This is a genomic window from Helicobacter pylori, assembly GCF_001653475.1.
In the GTDB taxonomy this organism is placed as follows: domain Bacteria; phylum Campylobacterota; class Campylobacteria; order Campylobacterales; family Helicobacteraceae; genus Helicobacter; species Helicobacter pylori_CM.
Map to the genome: position 1 here is coordinate 902,742 of NZ_CP011487.1, position 21,279 is coordinate 924,020.

A 21,279-nucleotide genomic window follows, 5' to 3' on the forward strand; every position below is an offset into this window, starting at 1 on the left:
ACTACCTTAATGCACAAACACTACCAAGCTCTTTTTGAACCACTTTAGTGATGTAAGCGATTTCATTATCGTTAAGGTTTTCAACGCTCGCTTTTAAATACCTTTTGATTTGCTCAATCTGGCAACCCTCTAGCTTGATTTTCACCACAGCCACCTCAGATTTTAAATTCGTGTAAGTGTCGGATACCTGAATCTTAGTCGCTAGGTAATTATAGATAGCGTAGCTGATATTCGTAGCCGTTTGCTCGGACTCATGGAATTGCTCCATGAAGCGTTTTTTATACTTCAATATGATTTCATGAAAAACCACGATCAAGTTCAATTTAGCGTTTAAGGTCGCTTGCTCAATCCCTAAATATTTATTATTAATAGGGATATACGCCACGCCCATTTCTTCGTAGGGGACTTTAGGATATTCAAAAACCCAAGCAGGTGCATCAGACAGCTCTGATTTCATGCCCTTTAAATCAGAGATTAAAATCCCATCATCTCTTAAAAAACTCTTAGCACTTAATGAAGTGCTTGAAAACACCCCTAAAAGAGTAATTAAAACCATTTTTTTAAACAAAATACCACTCCTTAAACTTTAATTGAAATTTGATTATAGTTAAAAAGTTTTTGATTTTGTTTAATCACAACCAAGTAATGGCAGCAATCTTTGATTTTCTTGATTTCTTGCTCGCTTCTGCCACCCTCTTACCCAAAGCGATCAAGCATGCGATTTTAGGTTTATTGATACGCTCTTCTAAAATCTCGCCCACTTTTAAAGGATCAAAGCCTCCAATAATGCAACTATCCAATCCCATTAAGCTCACGCCCATGCAAATTTGCCCCACAGCGATATAGCATTGCTCTAAAATATAGCTTTCTAATTTTTGCATGCTGTGGTTGAATCTCACGCTAAGCATTTGAGCAAAAGACGGGATCACTCTGACTTTATAAGACTCCGTATAAAGGTTTTGCATGTAGTGGCTGTGTGGTAACAACTCGCTAGGTCTTAAAGAGCATACCACCATTAACGCTGAAGCGCTTTTAATCATCTATTCATTAAAATAGCTGTGTGCTGCAATTTGATTTTTTAAATCCTTATTAGTAACCATCACAAAATGCCATGGCTGCGTGTTGTAAGAGCTTGGCGATAGTCTGGCAATTTCAGCGATTTCTTCTAATTCTTCGCTAGAGAACTCATAATGGCTATCAAACATCTTGCAAGAATGGCGCTCGTTTAGTAGTTGTCTTCTTTTTTCTTGATCCAAAAATTTCATTGGTTTTCCTTTATTTTTTTAGAATTTTTCGTAGCATACAATAAAATCCCTAATGAAACAATTACCATAAGCAAGCTTAAAATTTGCCCCATGCTCAAATTTAAAAAATAAACCCCTAATTGGCTGTCTGGCTCTCTGTAAAACTCCGCAATAAAGCGCATCAAGGAATACCCCAAGCCATAAACCACAATAAGCAACCCATGCGTTTTGGTGTGTTTTTTAGCCCACACCACCATTAAAAACACGATAACCCCTTCTAAAAACGCTTCAATCAATTGGCTGGGATAACGCAATTCGTTATCCACCATAATGCCTATGATTTGCCCTAAATGGCTGTCTTTGGGGACAACCCTCCCCACAAGCTCCTGATTTAAAAAATTCCCAATCCTCCCAAAAACATACCCTAAAGGCAAGCTAATCGCAATCAAATCCAAATAAATCAAAAGCTTTTTCAAATCCTTACGACTATAAAGATACGAAGCGATCAGAAACCCCACCAACCCCCCATGATAACTCATCCCACGAATGCCTACAAAATTCCCATTTCTATCAAAAGGGTTAAAGATTTGCCAAAAATGCGTCAAATAATAGCTGGAATTAGGCTCATAAATAAGAATGTATCCTATCCTTGCCCCTAGCACAATGCCAAGCTCCGCCCATAGAAAATAACTCTCAAATTCCTTCCTTTCAATGGGGAATCGCTTGGGGTCTTTTTGGATCATTCTTAACGCCATATAAAAAGCGATAACAATCGCGCACGCATACGCCAAACCATACCAATGCACTTCAATGCTGCCAAGACTAAAAGCGATGGGGTTAAATTGATCATAAATTGCATTCCAAGCGTTCATGTTCATCCTTAAATTTCAAATTCTCTAGGAGCGATCGCTTCAAATTCATACCCTAGCAGCGCGATTTTGTGTGCATGGAGCATCAAGCGTTTGGCTGAACCTGGATCACTATTATAAAGCGTATCGCCTATAATGGGGTGGTTGATATGCTTTAAATGGACTCTGATTTGGTGGGTTCTTCCGGTTTTGATTCCCACTTTTAAAAGGGTTTTTTTGTTGATGATTTTTAAGGGTGTGATTATCGTAACCGCTTCTTGCCCTTTTTTAGAGATTTTACTGAAAGCTTTAGTGGTTTTAATCGTAAGAATGGGGGCATTAATTTCTTGCTCCTCTTCTATAATGCCTTGAGTTAGCGCTAAATACTCCTTTTTAACCTCCCTATTTTTAAAAGCCTTTTTAGCTTTTAAGTGGAATTCTGAATTTTCTTTCACCAATAAAACCACCCCGCTCGTTTCTTTATCCAAGCGGTGCAACAGCACCCAGTCTTTGAAAAAAGAAGCTAAATCATAGCTCTCTATAAAGGGGGGTTTAAAAAGGGCTAGAATGTTTTCATCTTCAAAAATCACGCTGGGTTTTTCAACCTTTTGGACGCTAAAACGCGTGTTTTTGGGTAATTCTTTTCTGGCGACCATCAATTTCTTCCCCCCTACACTCACTAACCCCAAATCGATCAAAGCTTTGGCTTTTTTATGCGAAATGTTTTCTTGAACGCTCAATATTTTATAAGCTTTTTCCATGTTTATCCTTTATCCTTTTTAATGTTTAATGAATGCGAGCAATTCGTTTAAATCATGCCCGTTTTCTAAAAAACGCACCACGCCTAAATTTTTATAATCTAAAAGAGCGTCTAACAAATCCTCTTTTTGAACGATTTTATAAGGCTTGATTGTTTCAAACAACGCTACTTGGTTGAAAATATACTCCCCTGTGATCAAGCGCGTATTAAAAAACGCCGGCTCTAAAGGGTTATGCCCCCCCATTTTGACAAACGAACCCCCTAAAATGACAATATCTGCGATTGGATAGAAGTTATTCAATTCCCCCAAGCTATCCACTAACAAAATATCGCATTCCACAAAACCTTTTGAAGAAAAACACTCCCAACTAAAAGGGGTCGTTTTTAAAACATCTTGCAATAAATTCTGCACGCTTTTAAAACGCTCAGGGTGGCGCGGCACGACAAAAAGTCTTGCGTTTTGAAAAGTCTTTTTCAATTCTAAAAACGCTTTTAACCCTAATTCCTCTTCGCCCTCATGCGTGCTGGCTAAAACAATGTTTAAAGCGCTCGGGTTTTTAGGGTAAAACGAAGTGGTTACAGGCTTTGAAAAACGCTTGATATTCAAAAAATCCACCACTTTTTTAGCCCCTAGATCCAACAAGCGCTTTTTATCATCCTGGCTTTGTGCTAAAACCAAATCAATGCGTTTGAATAAAAGCGCATAAAAAAAAGAAAAACGCTGATACTTTGGGTAAGAACGAACGCTGATCCTAGCGTTAATGAGCATGGTTTTTGCCCCTAATTTTTGAGCCGTATCAAACACATTAAACCACAATTCCGCTTCTGTAACCACCAAAGTTTTTAAGCGTTTTAAGTTTTTTTTCCATGCAAATAATAGGGTTTCAAAAGGCAAGTAACGCACTTCTATGTGTTGAGAATACTGATAAGTTTGAGCAGCTAATTCAAAACCGGTATTAGTGGTAACGCTAATTAAAATCGGCTCTTTTAAAGCTTGAATGATGGGCTCTAAGGATTTGACCTCCCCATAAGAGCATGCATGAAACCAAAAAATCGGCTCGCTTTTTAAAAAATTGTCTTTGAGAAAAAAACGAGCTTTTAAAGAATGGCGGTATTTTTCCTTAAAACTCCAAAAAAAGATGAAAGGCACACAAAGAAGATGCCCCAAAGTTAAAAATAAAAGGTAGAAAAACTTAAACAATCAAACTGATTCTTGGCTTTCTTCTTGGCTTTTTTTTGGAGGTTGAGTGCTGTTTTCATGCACGCCCTCAGCGTATAAAATACGCCCGCAATACGGGCAAGTGATCATGTCCCCACTCGTTAGCACTTCGGTATAAATCTTATTATTCAATCTGATAAAACAACCCCCACAAGCCTGTTTTTTGATCGTTACAATGCTCGTGTTTTTCGCCCATATTCTAATCCTTTCATAAAAGCTATAGATTTTAGGCTCGGTTTTTTCTACGAGATCTTCTTTCTTTTTAAAGATGATTTGTTGGGTTTCTTTGATGTTTTTGACTTCGTTTTCCACTAAAATTTCTAATTCTTGTGCTAATTTTTCAAGCTCTAGCATTTCTTTTTTTAAGTTCTCTTGCTTTTCGCTTTTGTGCTTGATTTCATTTTGCAGATTTTCAATTTCTCTGTTGGCTTGGTTGGAGCGCTCTTTAGCAATATCTTCTTCAATGTTTAAAGAGCGCAATTCCCTTTCGGATTTGATCTCGCTCATTTTCTTTTGGATGCTAGCGATTTTAGCGTTCGTGTCTTGTAAAGTTTGCTCGTTTTTAGAAACCTGTAATTTTAGGGCTAATTTTTCTTCTTCTAAATTCAAAATCGCTTTATTTTTCGCTTCTTTATCATTCAAGGCTTTATCCAAGTCTTTTCGTTTTTCTCTGATCAATGGCTCTAAGGAGTCAATTTCTTTATCCAAATGCGAAATTTCAATCAATTGTTTGAGATGGGTATTCATCGCTTTCCTTTAAATGATTTGCAAGGGGTTTTTAAAATTCTCTATTGTAACCAAATAATTGTAAGAATGCAAAATTTCAGCCATAATCAGCGCAAAACCCCTTTCGCTATAATAATGCGTGGCGTCAATCAAGCTGATATTTAAAGATTGAGCGATCATAGCGTCATGGTATTTCACATCGCCTGTAATTAAACAGCTTTGCGCTTTTAAAGAATAGAACATGGACGCTCCCGATCCGCACACAAACGCTAAATCTTTAATAGTTTGAGAACTTTTGACACACGCTAATGATCCCACCCCTAAAGAAGATTTGATTTTTTTCACCAACGCATCAAACTCTATATTAGCGTTTTCTTTCACTAACATAAGGCCTTTTTCTGTCAAACCATCAAACCCTAAAAGCGTGCTAGCGAAATGCTTGTTTAAATGCGTTTTGTCAAAATTCGTGTGCATGCTAATGACTGAAATGTTTTTTTGGATTAAGATTTTTAAAATATTACCCGGATAAGCTTCATCATTAAGCGTTTTTAAGGGTTTAAAAATTAAAGGGTGGTGCGTGATGATTAGAGCGTTTTTGGGAGCGTTTAGAGCGATTTTAAGCGTGATTTCTAAACATGCGATAATCTGGCTAAACTCATGGTTTTCACTCCCCACATTCAACCCGCTATTATCCCATGATTCTTGGAGTTCAAAAGGCGAAAGGCACTCTAAAACTTCCAACACTTCCTTAACTAACGCCATTTTAAGCCTTTGTTAAAGCGTTTTTTAAGCGCTCTTCCCTCTCTTCTTCTTGCTCTTTATAAAGAACGGCACACCCTTTTGCCAAATCCCTGATTTGTAAAATATAGTTTTGCCTTTCAGCCACCGAAATCGCTTTTCTGGCGTCTAAAATATTGAAAAAATGCGAGCATAGCATCACAAAATCATAAGCCGGTAGCGGGAGCTTGTTTTCCAAGCAATGCAAGGCTTCAGCTTGTGCGTTTTTAAACATTTCTAATAGCCTTTTCACGCTCGCTATTTCAAAATGATACTTGCTAAATTCGTATTCGCTTTCTAAATGCACTTGCGCGTAATTCACGCTGTCATGATTTTTTTTAGCCCATTCAATCTCTAGGATATTTTCCACTTTTTGGACATACATCGCCAATCTTTCTAAGCCGTAAGTGATTTCTACGGGGATAGGGCTACAAGGAATGCCCCCCACTTGCTGGAAATAAGTGAATTGCGTAACCTCCATGCCATCAAGCCACACTTCCCAGCCAAGCCCCCATGCCCCTAAAGTCGGACTCTCCCAATTGTCTTCTACAAATCGTATATCATGCTCATTAAGGTTTATCCCTAACACTTCTAAGCTTTTTAAATAGAGTTCCTGGATATTAGAAGGGCTTGGCTTGATGACTACTTGGAATTGGTAATAACTCCCCAAGCGGTTAGGGTTTTCCCCATAGCGCCCGTCAGTAGGCCTTCTAGAGGGCGCGACATACGCCACATTCCACGGCTTTTTATCCAAACTCCTTAAAAGCGTGGCCGGGTGGAATGTCCCGGCTCCTGCAGGAATATCATAAGGCTGGATCACCAAACAGCCTTGATTCTTCCAATACTCTTGTAATTTTAATAATAAACTTGAAAAATCTTGCATGCTCTCTTTCCTTTTAAGCGCGTCTGATCAAATCGTTCATGCTCTCTAGCACACTCTTACCCTTTAAAAGCAAGGCTAATTCGCTCGCAATGGGCGTATAAATGCCGTATTTTCTAGCGATTTCCACAATGGCGTTGGTCGTTTTCACCCCTTCAGCCACTTCGCCTAATTCTTCTAAAACCACCTCTAAAGGCTTGTTTTGGGCTAACCCCAAACCCACACGATAATTCCTAGATAAAATAGAATTAGCGGTTAAAAACAAATCCCCGGCCCCAGAAAGCCCTAAAAAAGTCTCTGTCTTGCCCCCAAAGAACGCTCCAAAGCGTTGCATTTCCACCAAACCTCTAGACAATAGACTCGCTTTAGCGCTATTGCCCAATTTCAAACCATCGCAAACCCCCCCAGCAATGGCTATCACATTTTTATACGCGCCAGCGATTTCACCCCCTATGATGTCTTGTTGGGCGTAGGCTCTGATAAAAGAGGGGGTTTTATTGGAAAATTCTAGCGCTAAAGCCTGATTATCAGAATGAATGACTAACGCGCAAGGCAGGCCTTGAATGATTTCAGCCGCAAAACTCGGGCCCGCTAAAAAACACAAAGAATTAGAATCGATAAAATCCTTTGCGATCTCGCTCACAAACGCCCTGTTTAAAACCTCTATCCCTTTAGAAGCGATCAAAACCTTAGCGTTTTTAGCTAAAGAAGCGTTTTGAAACCATTCCCTCAGATGCTGCACGCTAATAGCGATGACATAGAGTGCTGCTTTTAAGCCTCTTTTTAAATCCACTTGCTCTATGGGGGCAGAACCTTTAGAAATCAAAGCGTCATTGAGCTTTTTTAACGGCTCGTTTAAATCGCGCCTTGAAATGATTTTGACTTCATTCTTTTCTCCAAAAGCAAAGGCTAAAGCCCTCCCCCACGCCCCGCCACCAAATACTGCAATTTCCATTAAATTCCTGATCTCATTGATTGTAAAACTCACCATTTTACAATAATAAGTTTAAAATAGCTCTTACGGGCAAATTCTTTGGTGCGAGCATGCGGTCTTTATGCGCGGGCTATCTTTTTGATCGCCTCCACTCTCGCAAATCGTTTTGGAGATTCTCATTGTTTAAGGACTCTTGATAAACTTTGTTATTTGTTTCTTTGAAATCTTTAAGTCTTGACAAATTTTCTGAAGAATAGTCTAGCTGGAGCAGTTCATTCAAATAATCTATCCATTCTCTTCTTTCTTGGATTTCTTCTTGGCTCATTTTATACCAATCCAAGCAAAACAAATTGAGATCCCTGAAATACAGCACCATTTTTTTGATTTCTTCAAACTCTCTGTAGTTTTCTTCATCGTCCTCTTCGTCGTCGTTTTCATCGTCATATTCTTCTTTGTATTTTTCAAAACTAAAAGCGCTCACACGATCAAAAACCTTATCAATGCTTTCTTTAAACAAGCCTATCACTTCGTTTAACCGCTCTAAATTCTCTCTTTTGGATCGCTCTTGCTCAGAAAATTCTTTTTTGAGCGATTCAATTTGATTAAAAGCGTCATCATTAAAATCATCAAAACCCTTTTGCATTAAATCCAATTTGAGAGAATGCAAAGAGCTTTGGTAGCGTTTGAATCTGTTAGCGTCTTGTTGGATAGCCCTTTCATACGCCCAATGCACATTATATAAAGCGCTTAAAATTTCGTTTTGTTTCTCGCTCCTTTTATCCAAATCCTTTAAAAATTTCTCAAGCGAGTCAAAAATGCGGCTTTTTTTGTTGAACTCTTTAATTACTTGATACCTTGTAGCGCTATAAGCACTAATCCCTAAAAACTCAATGCCATTATCTTTTAAAATCCCTTTAATTGTGGCAGCGATTTCTTCTAATTGCCTTTTTGCGTGCATATCAGCCCTACTCAATACGATAAAAACCTCCTTGCCTTCTTCGTATAATTCTTGCAAATAGTTTAAATCATCTTTTGGAACACACCCACTCTCGCAATTAATGAGCCATAAAATGTGTTTGGCGTGTTTTAGGTATTCTTTAGAGGCTTGTTCGTCCCCACCCGTATAGCCTTGTTTAGAAGGGTTATAACCAGGCGTGTCTATGAAGCACAAGTGTTTGAAAGGCACGCTAGGGGTGCTTAAAAGCATCAAAGGCATGATCTCTTTAAGGTTAAAGCCAAGGAAGTTTAAAAAACTATGGTCAAAAGTGAGATGGGGTAATTCCACCATGCCATTATTTTGAGAAAGCCCCATCAAAGCTTCTTTTTTATCCTTGAAGCAATAAGTGGGGATCGCTGTAGTGGGATTCACATCTTCAGGGAGTTTTATTTTCTTCAAACCCAACAAGTTGTTTAAAAAAGTGGATTTGCCCGCGCTAAACCCTCCCCCTATAGCAACCATGCTTTTTTGAAACAAAATAGGGTGGCTCGCCACTACTTGCAATTCTTTTTTAATTTCTTGGAGCATCAGTAATGCTATTTCCTTTTCTTTGAACGAATCCACGCCGCTAGCGAACTCTAAAAACTCGTTATCTAAGACGCTCTGGTATTCCTCTAGCCCTTCATTTTCAATTTTGGCGTTTAAAATACGAGCGATCAAATTATAACGCTCTTTTAAGCCCTCTGGCTCTGCATTTAAAGGCTCTGCATTCTTTTCAGTCCTGCTAAATTGGTTATTAAAAAAATTAATACTCATTGAATCTCCTTTAAAGCTTTGATTTGCGCATCTAATTGAGCGATGGATTGTTCTTTATTTTGAACTTGTTTTTGCAGGTCTTGCATGTCTTTTTGAAGCTTTGAAAGCACCCCACTAGCAAAATCTTGTTCTCCTAGCTCCTTTTCTAAAAAATCGCAGTGTTCTCTCACATCGTTTTTAGCCTCATCTTTAAAATCCCTGAAATACTCTTCCACTTTTTTGATGAATAGAACGGCTTCATCGCCTTTTAAAAAGCCCGTATGCGTGCTTATCTCGTTAGGAAGAGTATATTCAAACTCTCCAAATTCAAGGGGATCTAAAACAGCCCTCACACTTTTTTGGAAAGCCACCTCATCAATCAAACTATCATCGTTGATGATTTGACGCAAGATAGGAAAGAGTTTAGCGTAGAGATCTTTTTTAAAAACGATTTTAAAAGATTGAACGCTGTCATTCAAAGCTTTTTCGCAGCATTCATGCATTTCTATTAAACAATCAACCACCGCTCCGGCTTTGATCACTGCTCTTGTGCGCTCTACTTCATCATAGCCCGCATCATCATCAAACCAAAACAAAAAATTTCTTTTAAAGCTTCCCCAAGCACCGTCTTGCTTCACTCTTTCAGTATAACGCTCTTCTTTCTCTTCTTCTCTAGCGCCCACCCTAGCCGTTTGGATAGCTTTCGTTAATGTGTCATTCAAGCCGTCTCTAATGTTTTTGATGAAATCAACAATAAATTCTTCATACACCTCAGTAAATTCCGTTTCAATCTTACCAGAGCGCTTTTCAAGAACCTCTATTTGCTTAGCAATAACGCTCACATCAGAATCTTTGATCCTGTTTTTTTCTCTTTTTAGTTCTTCTAATAACTGCGCGATCAAATTATGGAGGTTGCTTGCTTGGCTTTTTGCAAAATCTTGCACTCTTTGAGAAATGATTTCATCTTTTCTTTGAGCGGCTTTTTCTAAACGCTCTTTAATCGCACCCATATTGCTTAAAAGCAACAAGCTTTCTTTGGATTTCTCAGCGCTGTTAAAAGCGTCAGGGTAAGCCGCTGTTAAATTCTGCCACGCAGTGTAGTATTCTTGTTTTTCGCTTTCCCAAGAAGCTTGGTTTTTGAAATCTTTATACAAGTTAAAGCAAACCCCTGAAGTCAAGATGACGCCATTCCTTTTCGCTTTTTCAAAAACCTCTCATTGGTTAGGGTATTCTTGAATCAACTTTTCTATGGTGTTATTTAATTGAGATGAAAAGGATTTTTGCACCCTTTCTAAGGCTTTTGGGAGGTGGTTGCCTGATTTTTCTGCTTCACTCATAGAGCAAACCCCTCCGTCTGCTTGGCTTGCCACAAAATAAATTTCTTGAAGGCCTTCTTTATGAGAAACCCTGTCAAACAAATCCATATCGCTATCCGTTAAAAACTGACCAGAAGGGCTTACGATAAACACCACATGGCAATCTTTCAATAAAGCTTTGGTGCGCTCTTCTCTGGAAGCGATCGGATCGTTCACGCCCGGGGTGTCAATCACTTCCAAATCTTTAAGGTTGGGGTTATTCAAAGAAATTTGCACCGCTTTAGTGTGGGGCATATATTTTCCGTTTGCGCCCACGAATTGGAGCAATTTTTGACTAAGCTCTTCTAAGTTATCCGCTTGAATGCGCAGATCTAATGTTTCAGTGTTCATTAGAGTGCTTTTTTTGATGCGTTCGTATTGATCGTGCGATGAAGTAAATTTCGTATCCTCGTTTAATTCATTTTTAGCGATCCTTCTAGCTTTTTCTAATATTTCTCCATCGCTTAAAGTTTTCTCTTTGGACGCTTCTTTATCGCTTTTGTTTGTGCTAAACTTTTTGCCAAAATTCCCTAATGCCCCTTTAAACCCCTCTTTAGTCTTATTTAAAAAATTCTGTTTTTGTTCTTTGACTTTTTCATCAACAATTCTTTGAAACTCTCTTTCATACCTTTCATGCTCGTTTTTAAGCTCTTCAATATCCTTTTGGCTATAAAACTCCACTTCAGTGCCTAGGGTTTTGGCGTATTTTAAAACAGTAAGGCTAGCGGTCATGGGCGTTGCCGCTTTAGGCAAAACATCTTTACCCTCAAAAATCAAAGCGTTTAAGAGCGAGCTTTTACCCGCTTTCACGCACCCGATGATACCGACTTTAAGATCCCTATCTTTGTCTTGCAACTCTTTTATCGTTTTCTCTAACTCTTCTGTTTTAATCACAGCGTTTTCGCTTATCAAAGGCCCCGCTTTTTCTTGCAAGCCTTGTTCTTTTATCACTTTTTCAACTAAAGCGCTTTTTTTAATGAGTTCTTGTGCGTTCATTTTAATCCTTTAAATATTGTTGTTCTAAAGTGCTTAAAGCGTTGATCTTATTTTCTAAGATTTGTTTTTGATCTTCTAGATCGTTTAGGTGTTTTTCTTTTTCTGTTTGCGCAAGAGCGATTTCTTGTTTTTTATGCGTGATTTCCAATTCGCACCGATCTTTTAAGGATAGGCAACAATGTCAGTAAATCTTTTAAAAGAGATTTTAACCCTTTTAAAATCAGCACAAATGGTCTTGTAGCCGGGTTCTTGGATAAAATCACGCTTAAAGCGTTGATCTCTAATTCAATCCCATGCTCTAAATTCACAGAAAAATCGCTAGAAAGTTGCATGTTGTTCAAGCTTTCAAATTCCGCATGGAAATCTTGCGAAAAGGAAAGGTTGATTTTTTCAATCTCTAATTTAGTGTTTTTGATCAAGCTTTGTTGCATGATGCTTTCTATTTCGCTATTAAGCTCGTTAGGCCTGTTGATTAAATAGGTTTTTTCAATGTCTTTAACGCCCAAATCCAAAACTTGGATTTCTTCTAAAGCCTTTTCTTTAGAGTAATCAAAGCTTTCAATCACGCTTTTTAGGCTGTTTTGTAACCGGAAGTTCAAAGACTTCAATCGTTTCAAATACAAAGAGCTGAAAAGCTTTTCAGCGTCTATTTTATCCGCTACCTCTAAAAGAGCGTTATTGTCTTTATCAGAGCGGATAAGGCACGTTGTCAAATCAAGGTGATCTTTGATTTGCTCTTCAATATAATGAGAAACCTCTTCTGCTTGCGAAGGCGCTCTTAAATTCGTTTTACTCAAAATAAAGCTAATGCCTTTGTCAAACTCTAAAAGGTTTTTTAACTCCCTAACCATGCGTTTAGTGAGAGCGCCCTCTTCTACTCTTGCGAGAATGACAAAATGCACGCCTCTTTCTAAATATTCCAAAACGGCATGGGTGTGGCTTGAAATAGGGCTATCAAACCCAGGCATATCCACAAACACTAAAGGGGCGCTGTTTTTCAAAGCTTCATTATTCAAATAAACCTTAAGGTAGGAATACTTTGCGGCATTGTTTTTAATCGCCTCAAAACTTTGCTCATTCAGTTCAAAACTTTCTGCTTTTTCATCGTTGTTTGAAAAAGCCTCTATGCGTTCATTAACGCTATAGTGCAACTCTGCGGCTAAAGAAGTCTCTGGCGTGATAGCGGTAGGCAAAACGCTCTTTTCTAAAAAGCGGTTCAATAGCGTGCTTTTCCCTGCGCTAAAATTCCCCACAATGGGTATCACAAGCTGTTGTTTTTGAATGCTTTCTAAAAGAATAGAGCATTCTGTTTTATCAATCTCTACTTCTTTTAAAACTTCTAAAACCTGTTCTAAAAACTCCACAAAATTCGTCTGTGCGCATAAAACCATCATCAACCCTTTATATTAAATTAAAAATTAAAAACTAAAATCCAAACAAGACGCAAAAATCCCTAAAAGGGTTTATATGGGTATGGGTTTATATGGGGGTGAAAAGATAAAACGGCTGACTAGAGAGAGAGAGAGAAAAGCGAATTTTTAAGAATAACCATCATTACAAATTCCTGGCACCATTTAATGGTTGGTATTATACTTGATTTTGATACTTTTTCAAGGTTCTTTTTATTGATCAAGAACTCGTTTTTTCTTTCATTTTGATATGGTCAAACTTCTTTCCTTAAGGGGATGAGGGGGGATTTTGCGATAACCTCCCCTTAACCCCCTTAAAAACCCCCTATCCCCCAAGACCGCTTAAAGAACTATCGCTTGATTAAAATCAAGCTCTTTTAATATTTGATTGCAATAAAAATGCTTCAAGCATTTTTATTGTCTCACATTTTATTTTATTGTAGAAATTTTTTATAAAGCTCGATTTCTTTCTTTTTGGCTCAAACCCTTCCCCAACTTTAAGAAACTATCGCTTAAGCAAGCATTTTACAACCCATGCGTTTGAGAATAAAACAATTTCATTTCTTTAGAAGCGAACTGGTTTTTTAAAGCTTGGGCTAGAGATAAAGCGATTTCATCGCTTAAAAAAAGCTTGAATTTAGCGTAGTCTTTACGCCCGCTCACCTGCTCTTTTTGGCTTAAGAGCAGCGAAGAAGCGGCGTATTTATAGCATTCCACATAAAAAAAATCATCAAAGCCTTTTTCAAATAAATAATCTATTAAAGCGTCTTTCAAGCAAATATCAATATAAATTTCTAAAGCTAGCATGCGAAATCCCTTAATTCAAACGATTTTAATCTTTTTAGCAATGAGCATGAACATGGGCGGCAGTAAGAGTAAGGTTAGAGCGCTTGAGGTGACTAAGCCCCCAAGCACTACGATCGCTAAAGGTTTTTGGACTTCTGATCCCACGCTATGAGAAAACAATAAAGGTATCAAACCCAAACCGGCGATGCAAGCAGTCATTAACACCGGCCTCAAACGCCTTTTAGCACCCAATAAAACGCATTCTTCTACGCTTTTTCCTTGCAATAAAAGCTCTTTAAAATAGCCTATCATCACCACGCCATTTAAAACCGCAATCCCAAAAAGAGCGATAAAGCCCACGCTCGCTGGCACTGAAATATACTCCCCTACCACAAACAACGCAATAAGGCCTCCAGTAACCGCAAAAGGGATATTCAAAAGAATGAGCAAGGCTAAAGGAATGCTTTTAAAAGTGAAAAAAAGAATGAAAAAAATCGCTAAGATGCTTAAAGGGATAACGGTGGAAAGCCTTTTATTGGCCCGTTGCTGGTTTTCAAACTGCCCCCCATAAGTGATATAGTAGCTGGGAGGGAGTTTGATGTTTTGAGCGATCACTTTTTTAGCCTCTTCTACAAAAGAGTTCAAATCGCGCCCCACCACATTACTGCGGACCACGCTTAAGCGCATTGAATTTTCACGCACGATAGAAACAGGACCATCCACTTCTTCAATTTTAGCGATAGAAGTGATAGGCACTAAAACGCCATATTTTGAAGTCAAGGCTAAACTTTTGATTTTAGTGATAGAGCTTGCAAAATCGCTCTCTTGACGGATCATCACCGGCGTTCGTGAAATCCCTGTAGGGATCACATCTACAACCAAGCCCTCTAAAGCGGATTTTAAAAACTTGGAAAATTCATTGCTAGTGATCCCCACATCCGCCATCGCTTCTTTATTAGGGGTTACATACAAATAATTCACGCCCTCATTGAGCGTGGTTAAAACTTCACTAGATCCTTTAATCCCTTTTAGAGCTTGCACGATTTGAAAACTCAATTTATTCAATTCGCTAATATCATCTCCAAAAATCTTAACCGCTAAATCCCCCCTAACCCCTGTAAGCATTTCAGAAATCCTCATTTCAATGGGTTGGGTGAAAGAAAAGTTAATCCCCTTAAAGTCTTTTAAGGAATCTATGATTTTTTCTAATAATTCATCTTTGGTTTTGACGCTCCATTCTTTTTTAGGGATGAAAGAAATAAAAGTATCGGTTTGATTCAAGCCCCCTAAATCCAGCCCCAATTCATCGCTCCCTGTGCGCGCGACAATGCTTTTAACTTCTTTGACATGCTTTTTAATCGCGCTCTCAATGTTTAACATGAGATCCCTAGATTGATCTAAAGAAATAGAAGGGGTGGTTTCTACGCTCAAAACCACATCGCCCTCATCTAAAGCGGGCATGAAATTCTTCCCCACAAAAGGGAATAAAGAAAGGCTTGCGATTAAAAAAACAAACGCTCCTAAAATCACTTTTTTAGGGTTACGCGCAAAAAATTCCAATAAAGGGGCGTAGATCCTGTTTAAAAACCTCGTTAAAAAGGTTTCGCTATGGGGCGTGGCTTTTAAAACAAGAGAGCTCACTACAGGAATGATAGTGATGGATAAAACTAAAGTGCCTAAAAGTGCATACACAATGCTTTGCGCTAAAGGCCTAAACATCTTGCCCTCTAACCCCTGTAAGGTTAAAATCGGCACAAAAAACACAATAATAATCACCACCCCACTCACCACTGAAACAGCGATTTCTTTGCATGAGCGATAGATCGCATGGAGTTTAGTGGTCTTAGTGTTAGCGCTTAATGTTTCAAAAGCGTTTTCCACCACCACCACGGCTGAGTCAATGAGCATGCCTATAGCAATAATCAACCCCCCTAAACTCATCAAGTTTAAAGTCAGATCGCTAATCTTAATAAAAATAAACGCCACGGACAAGCTTAAAGGTAAAATCACTCCCACAGCCACGCTCGCTCTCAAATTCCCTAAAAATAAAAAGAGCGTGATGACGATTAAAACAACGGCTTCAATGAGCGTTTTAGAAACGGTGGCAATGGCTTTTTGCGTGAATTCAGAGCGATCATAAAAAACATTAAGGGACACGCCGCTCGGTAAAAGGGGTTTTAATTCTTCTAATTTTTGATACACTTGAGTGATGATTTCTTTCGTGTTAGCTTCTTTTAAAGAAAGCACCAAGCCCTCTGTGGTCTCACCCGTGCCATCTTTAGTAACAAACCCTAATCGGGTGCGAGACTGGCTGATGACTTTTGCAAAATCCTTAATGTGCAAATGCCCTAAATTAGTGGAAACGGTGATTTTGCCAATGTCTTCTAAACTCAAAGAAGCGGTTTGGATTTTGACCAAAAAGGTTTCGCCATCTCTATCCACGCGCCCTGCACCGCTGTTTCTTAAATTCACTCTTACAGCCTCTTCCAAATCAGAAATGCTTATCCCAAGCCTCGCCATGTCATTAAAATCTGGCACAATCACAAACGCTCTGCTAAAGCCTCCAATAGAATTGACATCCGCCACGCCGCTAATCATTCTTAATTGCGGGCGGATCACAAAGTCTAAAAGCTGTCGTTTTTCTATCTCGGTGATATTGCCATCAATGGTGAACATAAAGATGTCTGATAACGGCGTAACAATGGGTGCCATGCCCCCTTCAACCCCCACGGGTAAATCTTTCATCACGCTGCTCAAGCGTTCATTAACAATGTTTCTGGCTAAATAAATATCCACGCTGTCATCAAAATCTATCGTAATGTCTGAAATAGAATATTTTGAAATACTTCTTAAAGATTTTTGCCCTTTTAGCCCTAAAAGCTCCAATTCTAAAGGGCGCACGATGTTGTTTTCCATTTCTTCAGGGCTAGAGCCAGGGAGTTTTAAAATGATTTTAACTTGAGTGGGCGAAATATCCGGGAAAGCGTCCACTGGAGTGTTGATAAAACTATAAGTCCCAAAAAACAAAACAAGAATCGCACAAACAATCACGATCACTCGCTGGCGTAAGGAAAATTCAATAATGGAAGCGAGCATTATTCTATTCTTCCCCTAATCCGTTGATCAAGCCTTTTAACCCTATCAATGACCCCACTGCTACGCTGTCATTAGGGTGTAAATTTTTAGCATTCACGATAAAAATCTTGCTGCGCTCTTCTAAAACTTGAACCGCCACAGGCCTAAAACCTTTAGGCGTCCTTACAAACACCAGGTAATCTTTCCCGTTTCTGATTAAAGCGTTTGAAGGGATCAAAACCGAGCCTTTAGGCTGTGAGCCTTGAATATACATTTCTACCATTTCCCCCACATGGTAATTGCCCTCATCTAATAAAGCAGTGGCTAAAATCGTGTTAGATCCTTTGTCTAACACCACCGAAACGCTTTGAATCTTCCCGATTTTTTCCCCCTCTTCACTATAGACCGGTGAATCTCTTTTAATGGATTTAGAAACGCCTACAGGCAATTTGATTTGAGCGATCAGATCATCGCTTTTTGAAATACGCACATAGCTAGTGAAAGCTAAAATCTTCTCGCCCACATTTTTAGGCGCTAACGCTAAAAGACCGCTGTCTCTAGCCACAATCCTAAAACCATACTGCCCTTTAGGGTTTTTGGGATCCACGCCAAAGCTTTTAAACACGCTCTCTAATTGTTCCACCTTTAAGCCCATTTCTTTACTGGTTAGAAAGCTAGTTTGATACTCCCTTTTAGGGATCACCCCGGCCCTATAAAGCTCTAAATCTTTTTTAGTAATATCTTTAGCGATTTTTAATTTATTTTGGTTATTTTGCAATTCAAAATACAAATTGCTCAAATCAATAGAGCTCACTTCACAGATCGCATCTCCAGCTTTCACCTGCTCGCCCTCTCTTTTATAAACCGCGACCACAGACGCATCAAAACTCAAGCTCTGCACCACAGAGCTTTTACTATCAAAATCAATATAAGCGTTAAAAGGAAGCCCTTTACTAAAAATTTCTTTATCTAATTTAACAACCTTTAACCCCATGGGTTGCAGGTTTTTTTCTTCTAAAACAATTTCTGGATACTCTTTAGCCTCCAAAGAAACACCTATTGAAAAAACGCCCATTAACATAAGCCACAATAATGCCCGCTTCAATGCAATTCTCCTAGTCTGGTCAAGCTCTCCCCTAAAGTCTCTTCTAAAAGCGCGCTAATATCAATGTATTCAATCTTAGCTTCCGCTAGAGTGATGAGAGCGTCCATGTAAGAATTTTGATAAATCAAGTATTCAAAAAGTCCGATTTTTTGGGATTCATAAGCGATGCGCCCCATTTCCATCAAACGCTTCTTATTGGCAATGGCTTCTTTTTGGGTTTCAATGTATGCTTCTTTAGTTTTGAGCTGGTTTAAGTAGGAGTTGGCGTTGATTCTAATGTTTCGTTTCATCACTTCATTTTGCGCGAGCGTCCCGCTTTGCAAATCCAAGAATTTACGCTTTTGATAGATATTTTTAGGCGTTACCGGTAAAGGGATACGCACTTCCACAGAAAGATTGGTAGAAGAGTTATAGCTTTCAGCGCCAATCCCGAACTCAAATTCATTAAACACGCCCCTAGTCGCTAACTTCGCATTCACCTGATAATCTTTAGCTGTCAAATCCAAAATATCCACATACAACGAGCGATCCAATTTAAACTTTAAAGCTTCAGGCTCAAGGTGCACATATTCAAAATCCAAACCGATCACCTTGACATCATGCAAATGGTCTAAATAAGTGTCAAAATGCGCCCCCTCTTTGACCGGCTCCACAATAGCGAGCATCGTGTCTAGCATTTTTTCTAAATCTATGAGTTTGGTTTCCACATTGGTTTTAGCGAGTTTGGATTCCAAATAAGAATTATTAAAGTTGATATAGTCCTTTTCGCTCATGCTACCGGCTTTAACTTTTTCTTTAGCGATTTTGAGCTGCGAATAAAAGTTCGCTTCTCGTTGCACATACACCTGATACTTTTCCTTAGTCATCACATAAGTCAAATAAAGGCGTTTAGCGCCAATAAAAGCGAGATTTTTATTTAATTGATAACTTTTATCGTATTGAATGGTTTTAATAGAAAGGCTTTTGGATAAAAGCGAGCTCACCCATGGGAGCTTGGGTTTTACCATTAAAACGGTTCTGGGTTGCGCTTCTATAATGCCTTGGAAGTTTTTCACCATAGAAGTTTCATTATCAATATAGGGAAAATCCCATGCATTGATTGAACGCTGTTCGTTCAGACGGCTTTTAAAATCGGCTTTTTTACCGATCAACTCCATAGAATTGGTTTCTACTTCTTTAAAAAATTCTTGTAGGGTAAAGATTTTCGCATCAAGCGTGTCCACACTGCTTATTAAAAAAGTTACCCCCAAACAAAAACGCTGGACTTTGCGTTTGAAAGAATTAAATCGCAATTTCTTTAATATCCCCAATTTCCAAGAAACTTTGATACACATCCCACAAGAAATTTTTACGATTTTTTTGGATTTCTATATCTTTATCCATGACCAGCACGCTTTTAAAATATTCTTCTAAAGGTGCATGCAAACCAAAATAAGCCTCTATTTTGCTATCCAAATCCTCAAAAGTGCTTGTTTTGATCGCACTGAACGCTTCAAAAAGGGCATGCTCTTTTGGCTCTTTAAAAAGACGGGTAAAAAACTCGCTTGATTCGTTAGGGTTCCTGTCTTTATTGATATTGGCTAAGCGTTTGAAAGCACTAAAAAGCAACTCTTTTTTTTGAGCGTTCTTGGGATCGTCTAAAAAGCGTTTTAAAGCTTTGACTTTTTGAATGATTTTAACAATGTCTCGCTCGTTGGTGTTTAACACGCTCCTTATAATAGAGGGGTTACAATCTATTAGATTATTAAAGCGCTCCAGTAAAAACTTCTCTAAAATCTCTAAATCAAAGCCTTGATAAACGCCCACTTTTTCAAAGAGGTTTTTCAAATCCGCTTTCAAATCAAATCCTAACCCATAATGTGCGATGATTTTCAATAGCCCAAAACTCAAGCGCCTTAAAGCAAAAGGATCTTTAGATCCGCTAGGGATTTTACCCGCGCTAAAAAGAGAAAACAAGCCGTCTAATTTCAAGCTCAAAGCCACGATCGCGCTAAAAACGCTAGAAGGCAAGGGATCGTTTTCGCTTGCGGGCAAATACTGCTCTTTCACACTCAAGGCGACTAACTCGTTTTCGTTTTGTTTTAAAGCGTAGTAATAGCCCATGATCCCTTGAAGCTCGCTAAATTCATACACCACTTCACTGAGTAAATCCGCCTTAGCGATTTTAACGGCTCGGCCAACCAACTCAAGGGCTTTTTCTAAAGGCATGTTTAAAAATGAAGCGTATTTTTGCGTCAAGTATTGAGCGATGATGGCTTCTCGTTCCACTTTATCCTTTAAAGTCCCTAAACCTTGCACAAAAACCACGCTCTCTAGAGGGGCGTTATCTAAAGGCTTTTTGAGATCGTTTTCATAAAAGAAAACCGCATCGCTCAAACGGGCTTTTAAAACCTTTTGATTGCCTGCAATGATTTTTTGCTTGTCTTTACTGATAGCGTTACTCACCACAATAAAGCCGTTGTGTAATGTTGGGCTTTCTTCTTGGCTTTTTTGACTAAAGAGCGCAAAATAGCGTTGGTTTTCTTTCATGGAAGTGGTGATGATTTCACCGGGTAATTTTAAAAACGCCTTGTCAAACTCCCCTAAAAGCGCAGTGGGGTATTCAGTGATCGCTACAACCTCATCTAATAGATCCCTATCTATTTCTGCGATGATGCGATGCTTTTTTTCTAGCTCTTTAATTTCTTGTAAGATTTTAGCTTCGCGCTTTTTAGGGTCTAAAATGACATGGTTTTTTTCTAAAACTTCAAAATACGCTTTAGGGCTATTTACTGGGATAAAATCAAAACCCTCTTGTCGGTGCGCTTTTGTGGCTTGTTTGGTTTTAAAACCATACTCTTTAACTTCAATATCGTTAAAATTTTCCCCATTAAACAACACGCAAATATTGTGAATGGGTCTGATGAAGCTTTTTTCCACGCTACCCCAACGCATAGACTTTCCAAAATTCAAACCCTCTAAAAACTCTAATACAATGGGCATGATTAAATCTTTTGTAGGCTCTTTCGCATGGATTTTAGCGTGATAAAGCACTTCTTTATTGTTTTTAAACGCTGTTTGGAAATGCTGGTGATCTTTTAACCCTAATTTTTGATAAAACCCTAAACCTAACGCGTTCAACCCTTGCGTTTTATCTTTATTGTTGCATGCGATTTTAACGGGAGGCCCAAAAAATTCCTCTTTGGTTTCTTGGGTTAAAAGGGGAAAGTCTTTAACAGACAAACACAAACGCCTAGGGGTGTAAAAAATCTCTATATTTCGCGCTTCTAAAGCGCGCTTTTGAAAAAGAGCGTGGAGTTTTTTAGGCATTTCTTTATATTCATTCAATAACGCTTGTGCGGGCAATTCTTCAACTAAAATCTCTACTAACAACTCATCTGAATGCAAAACCTCAATTCTCCCTAAAAAACAAAATCACTTTTAAGACTAAATC

At 38.6% G+C, this 21,279-nt stretch carries 14 protein-coding genes and 3 pseudogenes; all 17 read right to left on the minus strand.

The genetic code is table 11. From position 1 onward, the window contains the following. Position 1: 1 nt before the first annotated feature. On the minus strand, positions 2–568 hold the full coding sequence (locus tag AA974_RS04330) for a hypothetical protein (protein ID WP_064433574.1): 567 nt from the start codon (positions 566–568) through the stop codon (positions 2–4). A gap of 64 nt (positions 569–632) precedes the next feature. After that, a pseudogene (gene rdxA / locus AA974_RS04335) lies at positions 633–1,265 on the minus strand (oxygen-insensitive NAD(P)H-dependent oxidoreductase RdxA). Next, on the minus strand, positions 1,262–2,116 hold the full coding sequence (lgt, locus tag AA974_RS04340) for a prolipoprotein diacylglyceryl transferase (RefSeq protein WP_064433575.1): 855 nt from the start codon (positions 2,114–2,116) through the stop codon (positions 1,262–1,264). Before lgt ends, rdxA begins: the two are co-directional and overlap by 4 nt. A gap of 8 nt (positions 2,117–2,124) precedes the next feature. Then, a complete protein-coding gene (locus AA974_RS04345) occupies positions 2,125–2,853 on the minus strand; it encodes an RluA family pseudouridine synthase (RefSeq protein WP_064433576.1) in 729 nt (242 codons plus the stop codon). An 18-nt stretch (positions 2,854–2,871) separates the two neighbouring features. Then, the gene (gene waaA, locus AA974_RS04350; RefSeq protein ID WP_064433577.1) at positions 2,872–4,053 is read right to left on the minus strand and encodes a lipid IV(A) 3-deoxy-D-manno-octulosonic acid transferase; all 1,182 of its coding nucleotides are present in this window, start codon (positions 4,051–4,053) and stop codon (positions 2,872–2,874) included. Then, on the minus strand, positions 4,054–4,818 hold the full coding sequence (locus AA974_RS04355) for a zinc ribbon domain-containing protein (protein WP_064433578.1): 765 nt from the start codon (positions 4,816–4,818) through the stop codon (positions 4,054–4,056). Positions 4,819–4,827: 9 nt separating this feature from the next. Continuing rightward, positions 4,828–5,559, minus strand: a complete 732-nt coding sequence (locus AA974_RS04360; protein WP_064433579.1) for a GTP cyclohydrolase I — start codon at positions 5,557–5,559, stop codon at positions 4,828–4,830. A 1-nt stretch (position 5,560) separates the two neighbouring features. After that, entirely contained in the window at positions 5,561–6,457 is an 897-nt protein-coding gene (gene glyQ / locus AA974_RS04365; protein ID WP_033122925.1) for a glycine--tRNA ligase subunit alpha, read from the minus strand. A 13-nt stretch (positions 6,458–6,470) separates the two neighbouring features. Beyond that, positions 6,471–7,409, minus strand: a complete 939-nt coding sequence (locus AA974_RS04370; RefSeq protein WP_064433580.1) for an NAD(P)H-dependent glycerol-3-phosphate dehydrogenase — start codon at positions 7,407–7,409, stop codon at positions 6,471–6,473. Between the two features lie 109 nt (positions 7,410–7,518). After that, positions 7,519–9,141 (minus strand): dynamin family protein, encoded by a 1,623-nt coding sequence (locus AA974_RS04375; protein WP_064433581.1) that lies wholly within the window; start codon positions 9,139–9,141, stop codon positions 7,519–7,521. Further along, positions 9,138–11,471, minus strand: a pseudogene (locus AA974_RS07835) (dynamin family protein). The gene AA974_RS04375 and the pseudogene AA974_RS07835 overlap by 4 nt, the downstream one beginning before the upstream one ends. Position 11,472: 1 nt before the next feature. Further along, positions 11,473–12,862, minus strand: a pseudogene (locus AA974_RS04385) (dynamin family protein). 543 nt (positions 12,863–13,405) lie between these two features. Next, on the minus strand, positions 13,406–13,687 hold the full coding sequence (locus AA974_RS04390) for a DUF3240 family protein (RefSeq protein ID WP_000880314.1): 282 nt from the start codon (positions 13,685–13,687) through the stop codon (positions 13,406–13,408). A 15-nt stretch (positions 13,688–13,702) separates the two neighbouring features. Next, positions 13,703–16,762, minus strand: a complete 3,060-nt coding sequence (locus AA974_RS04395) for an efflux RND transporter permease subunit (RefSeq protein ID WP_064433582.1) — start codon at positions 16,760–16,762, stop codon at positions 13,703–13,705. 4 nt (positions 16,763–16,766) lie between these two features. After that, complete coding sequence (locus tag AA974_RS04400) at positions 16,767–17,846, minus strand: efflux RND transporter periplasmic adaptor subunit (RefSeq protein WP_064433583.1); 1,080 nt, start codon at positions 17,844–17,846, stop codon at positions 16,767–16,769. Further along, positions 17,843–19,138, minus strand: a complete 1,296-nt coding sequence (locus AA974_RS04405) for a TolC family protein (protein WP_064434067.1) — start codon at positions 19,136–19,138, stop codon at positions 17,843–17,845. Before AA974_RS04405 ends, AA974_RS04400 begins: the two co-directional genes overlap by 4 nt. Next, positions 19,128–21,233, minus strand: coding sequence for a glycine--tRNA ligase subunit beta (gene glyS / locus AA974_RS04410; RefSeq protein ID WP_064433584.1), 2,106 nt, complete (start codon positions 21,231–21,233; stop codon positions 19,128–19,130). The genes AA974_RS04405 and glyS overlap by 11 nt, the downstream gene beginning before the upstream one ends. Positions 21,234–21,279: the final 46 nt, after the last annotated feature.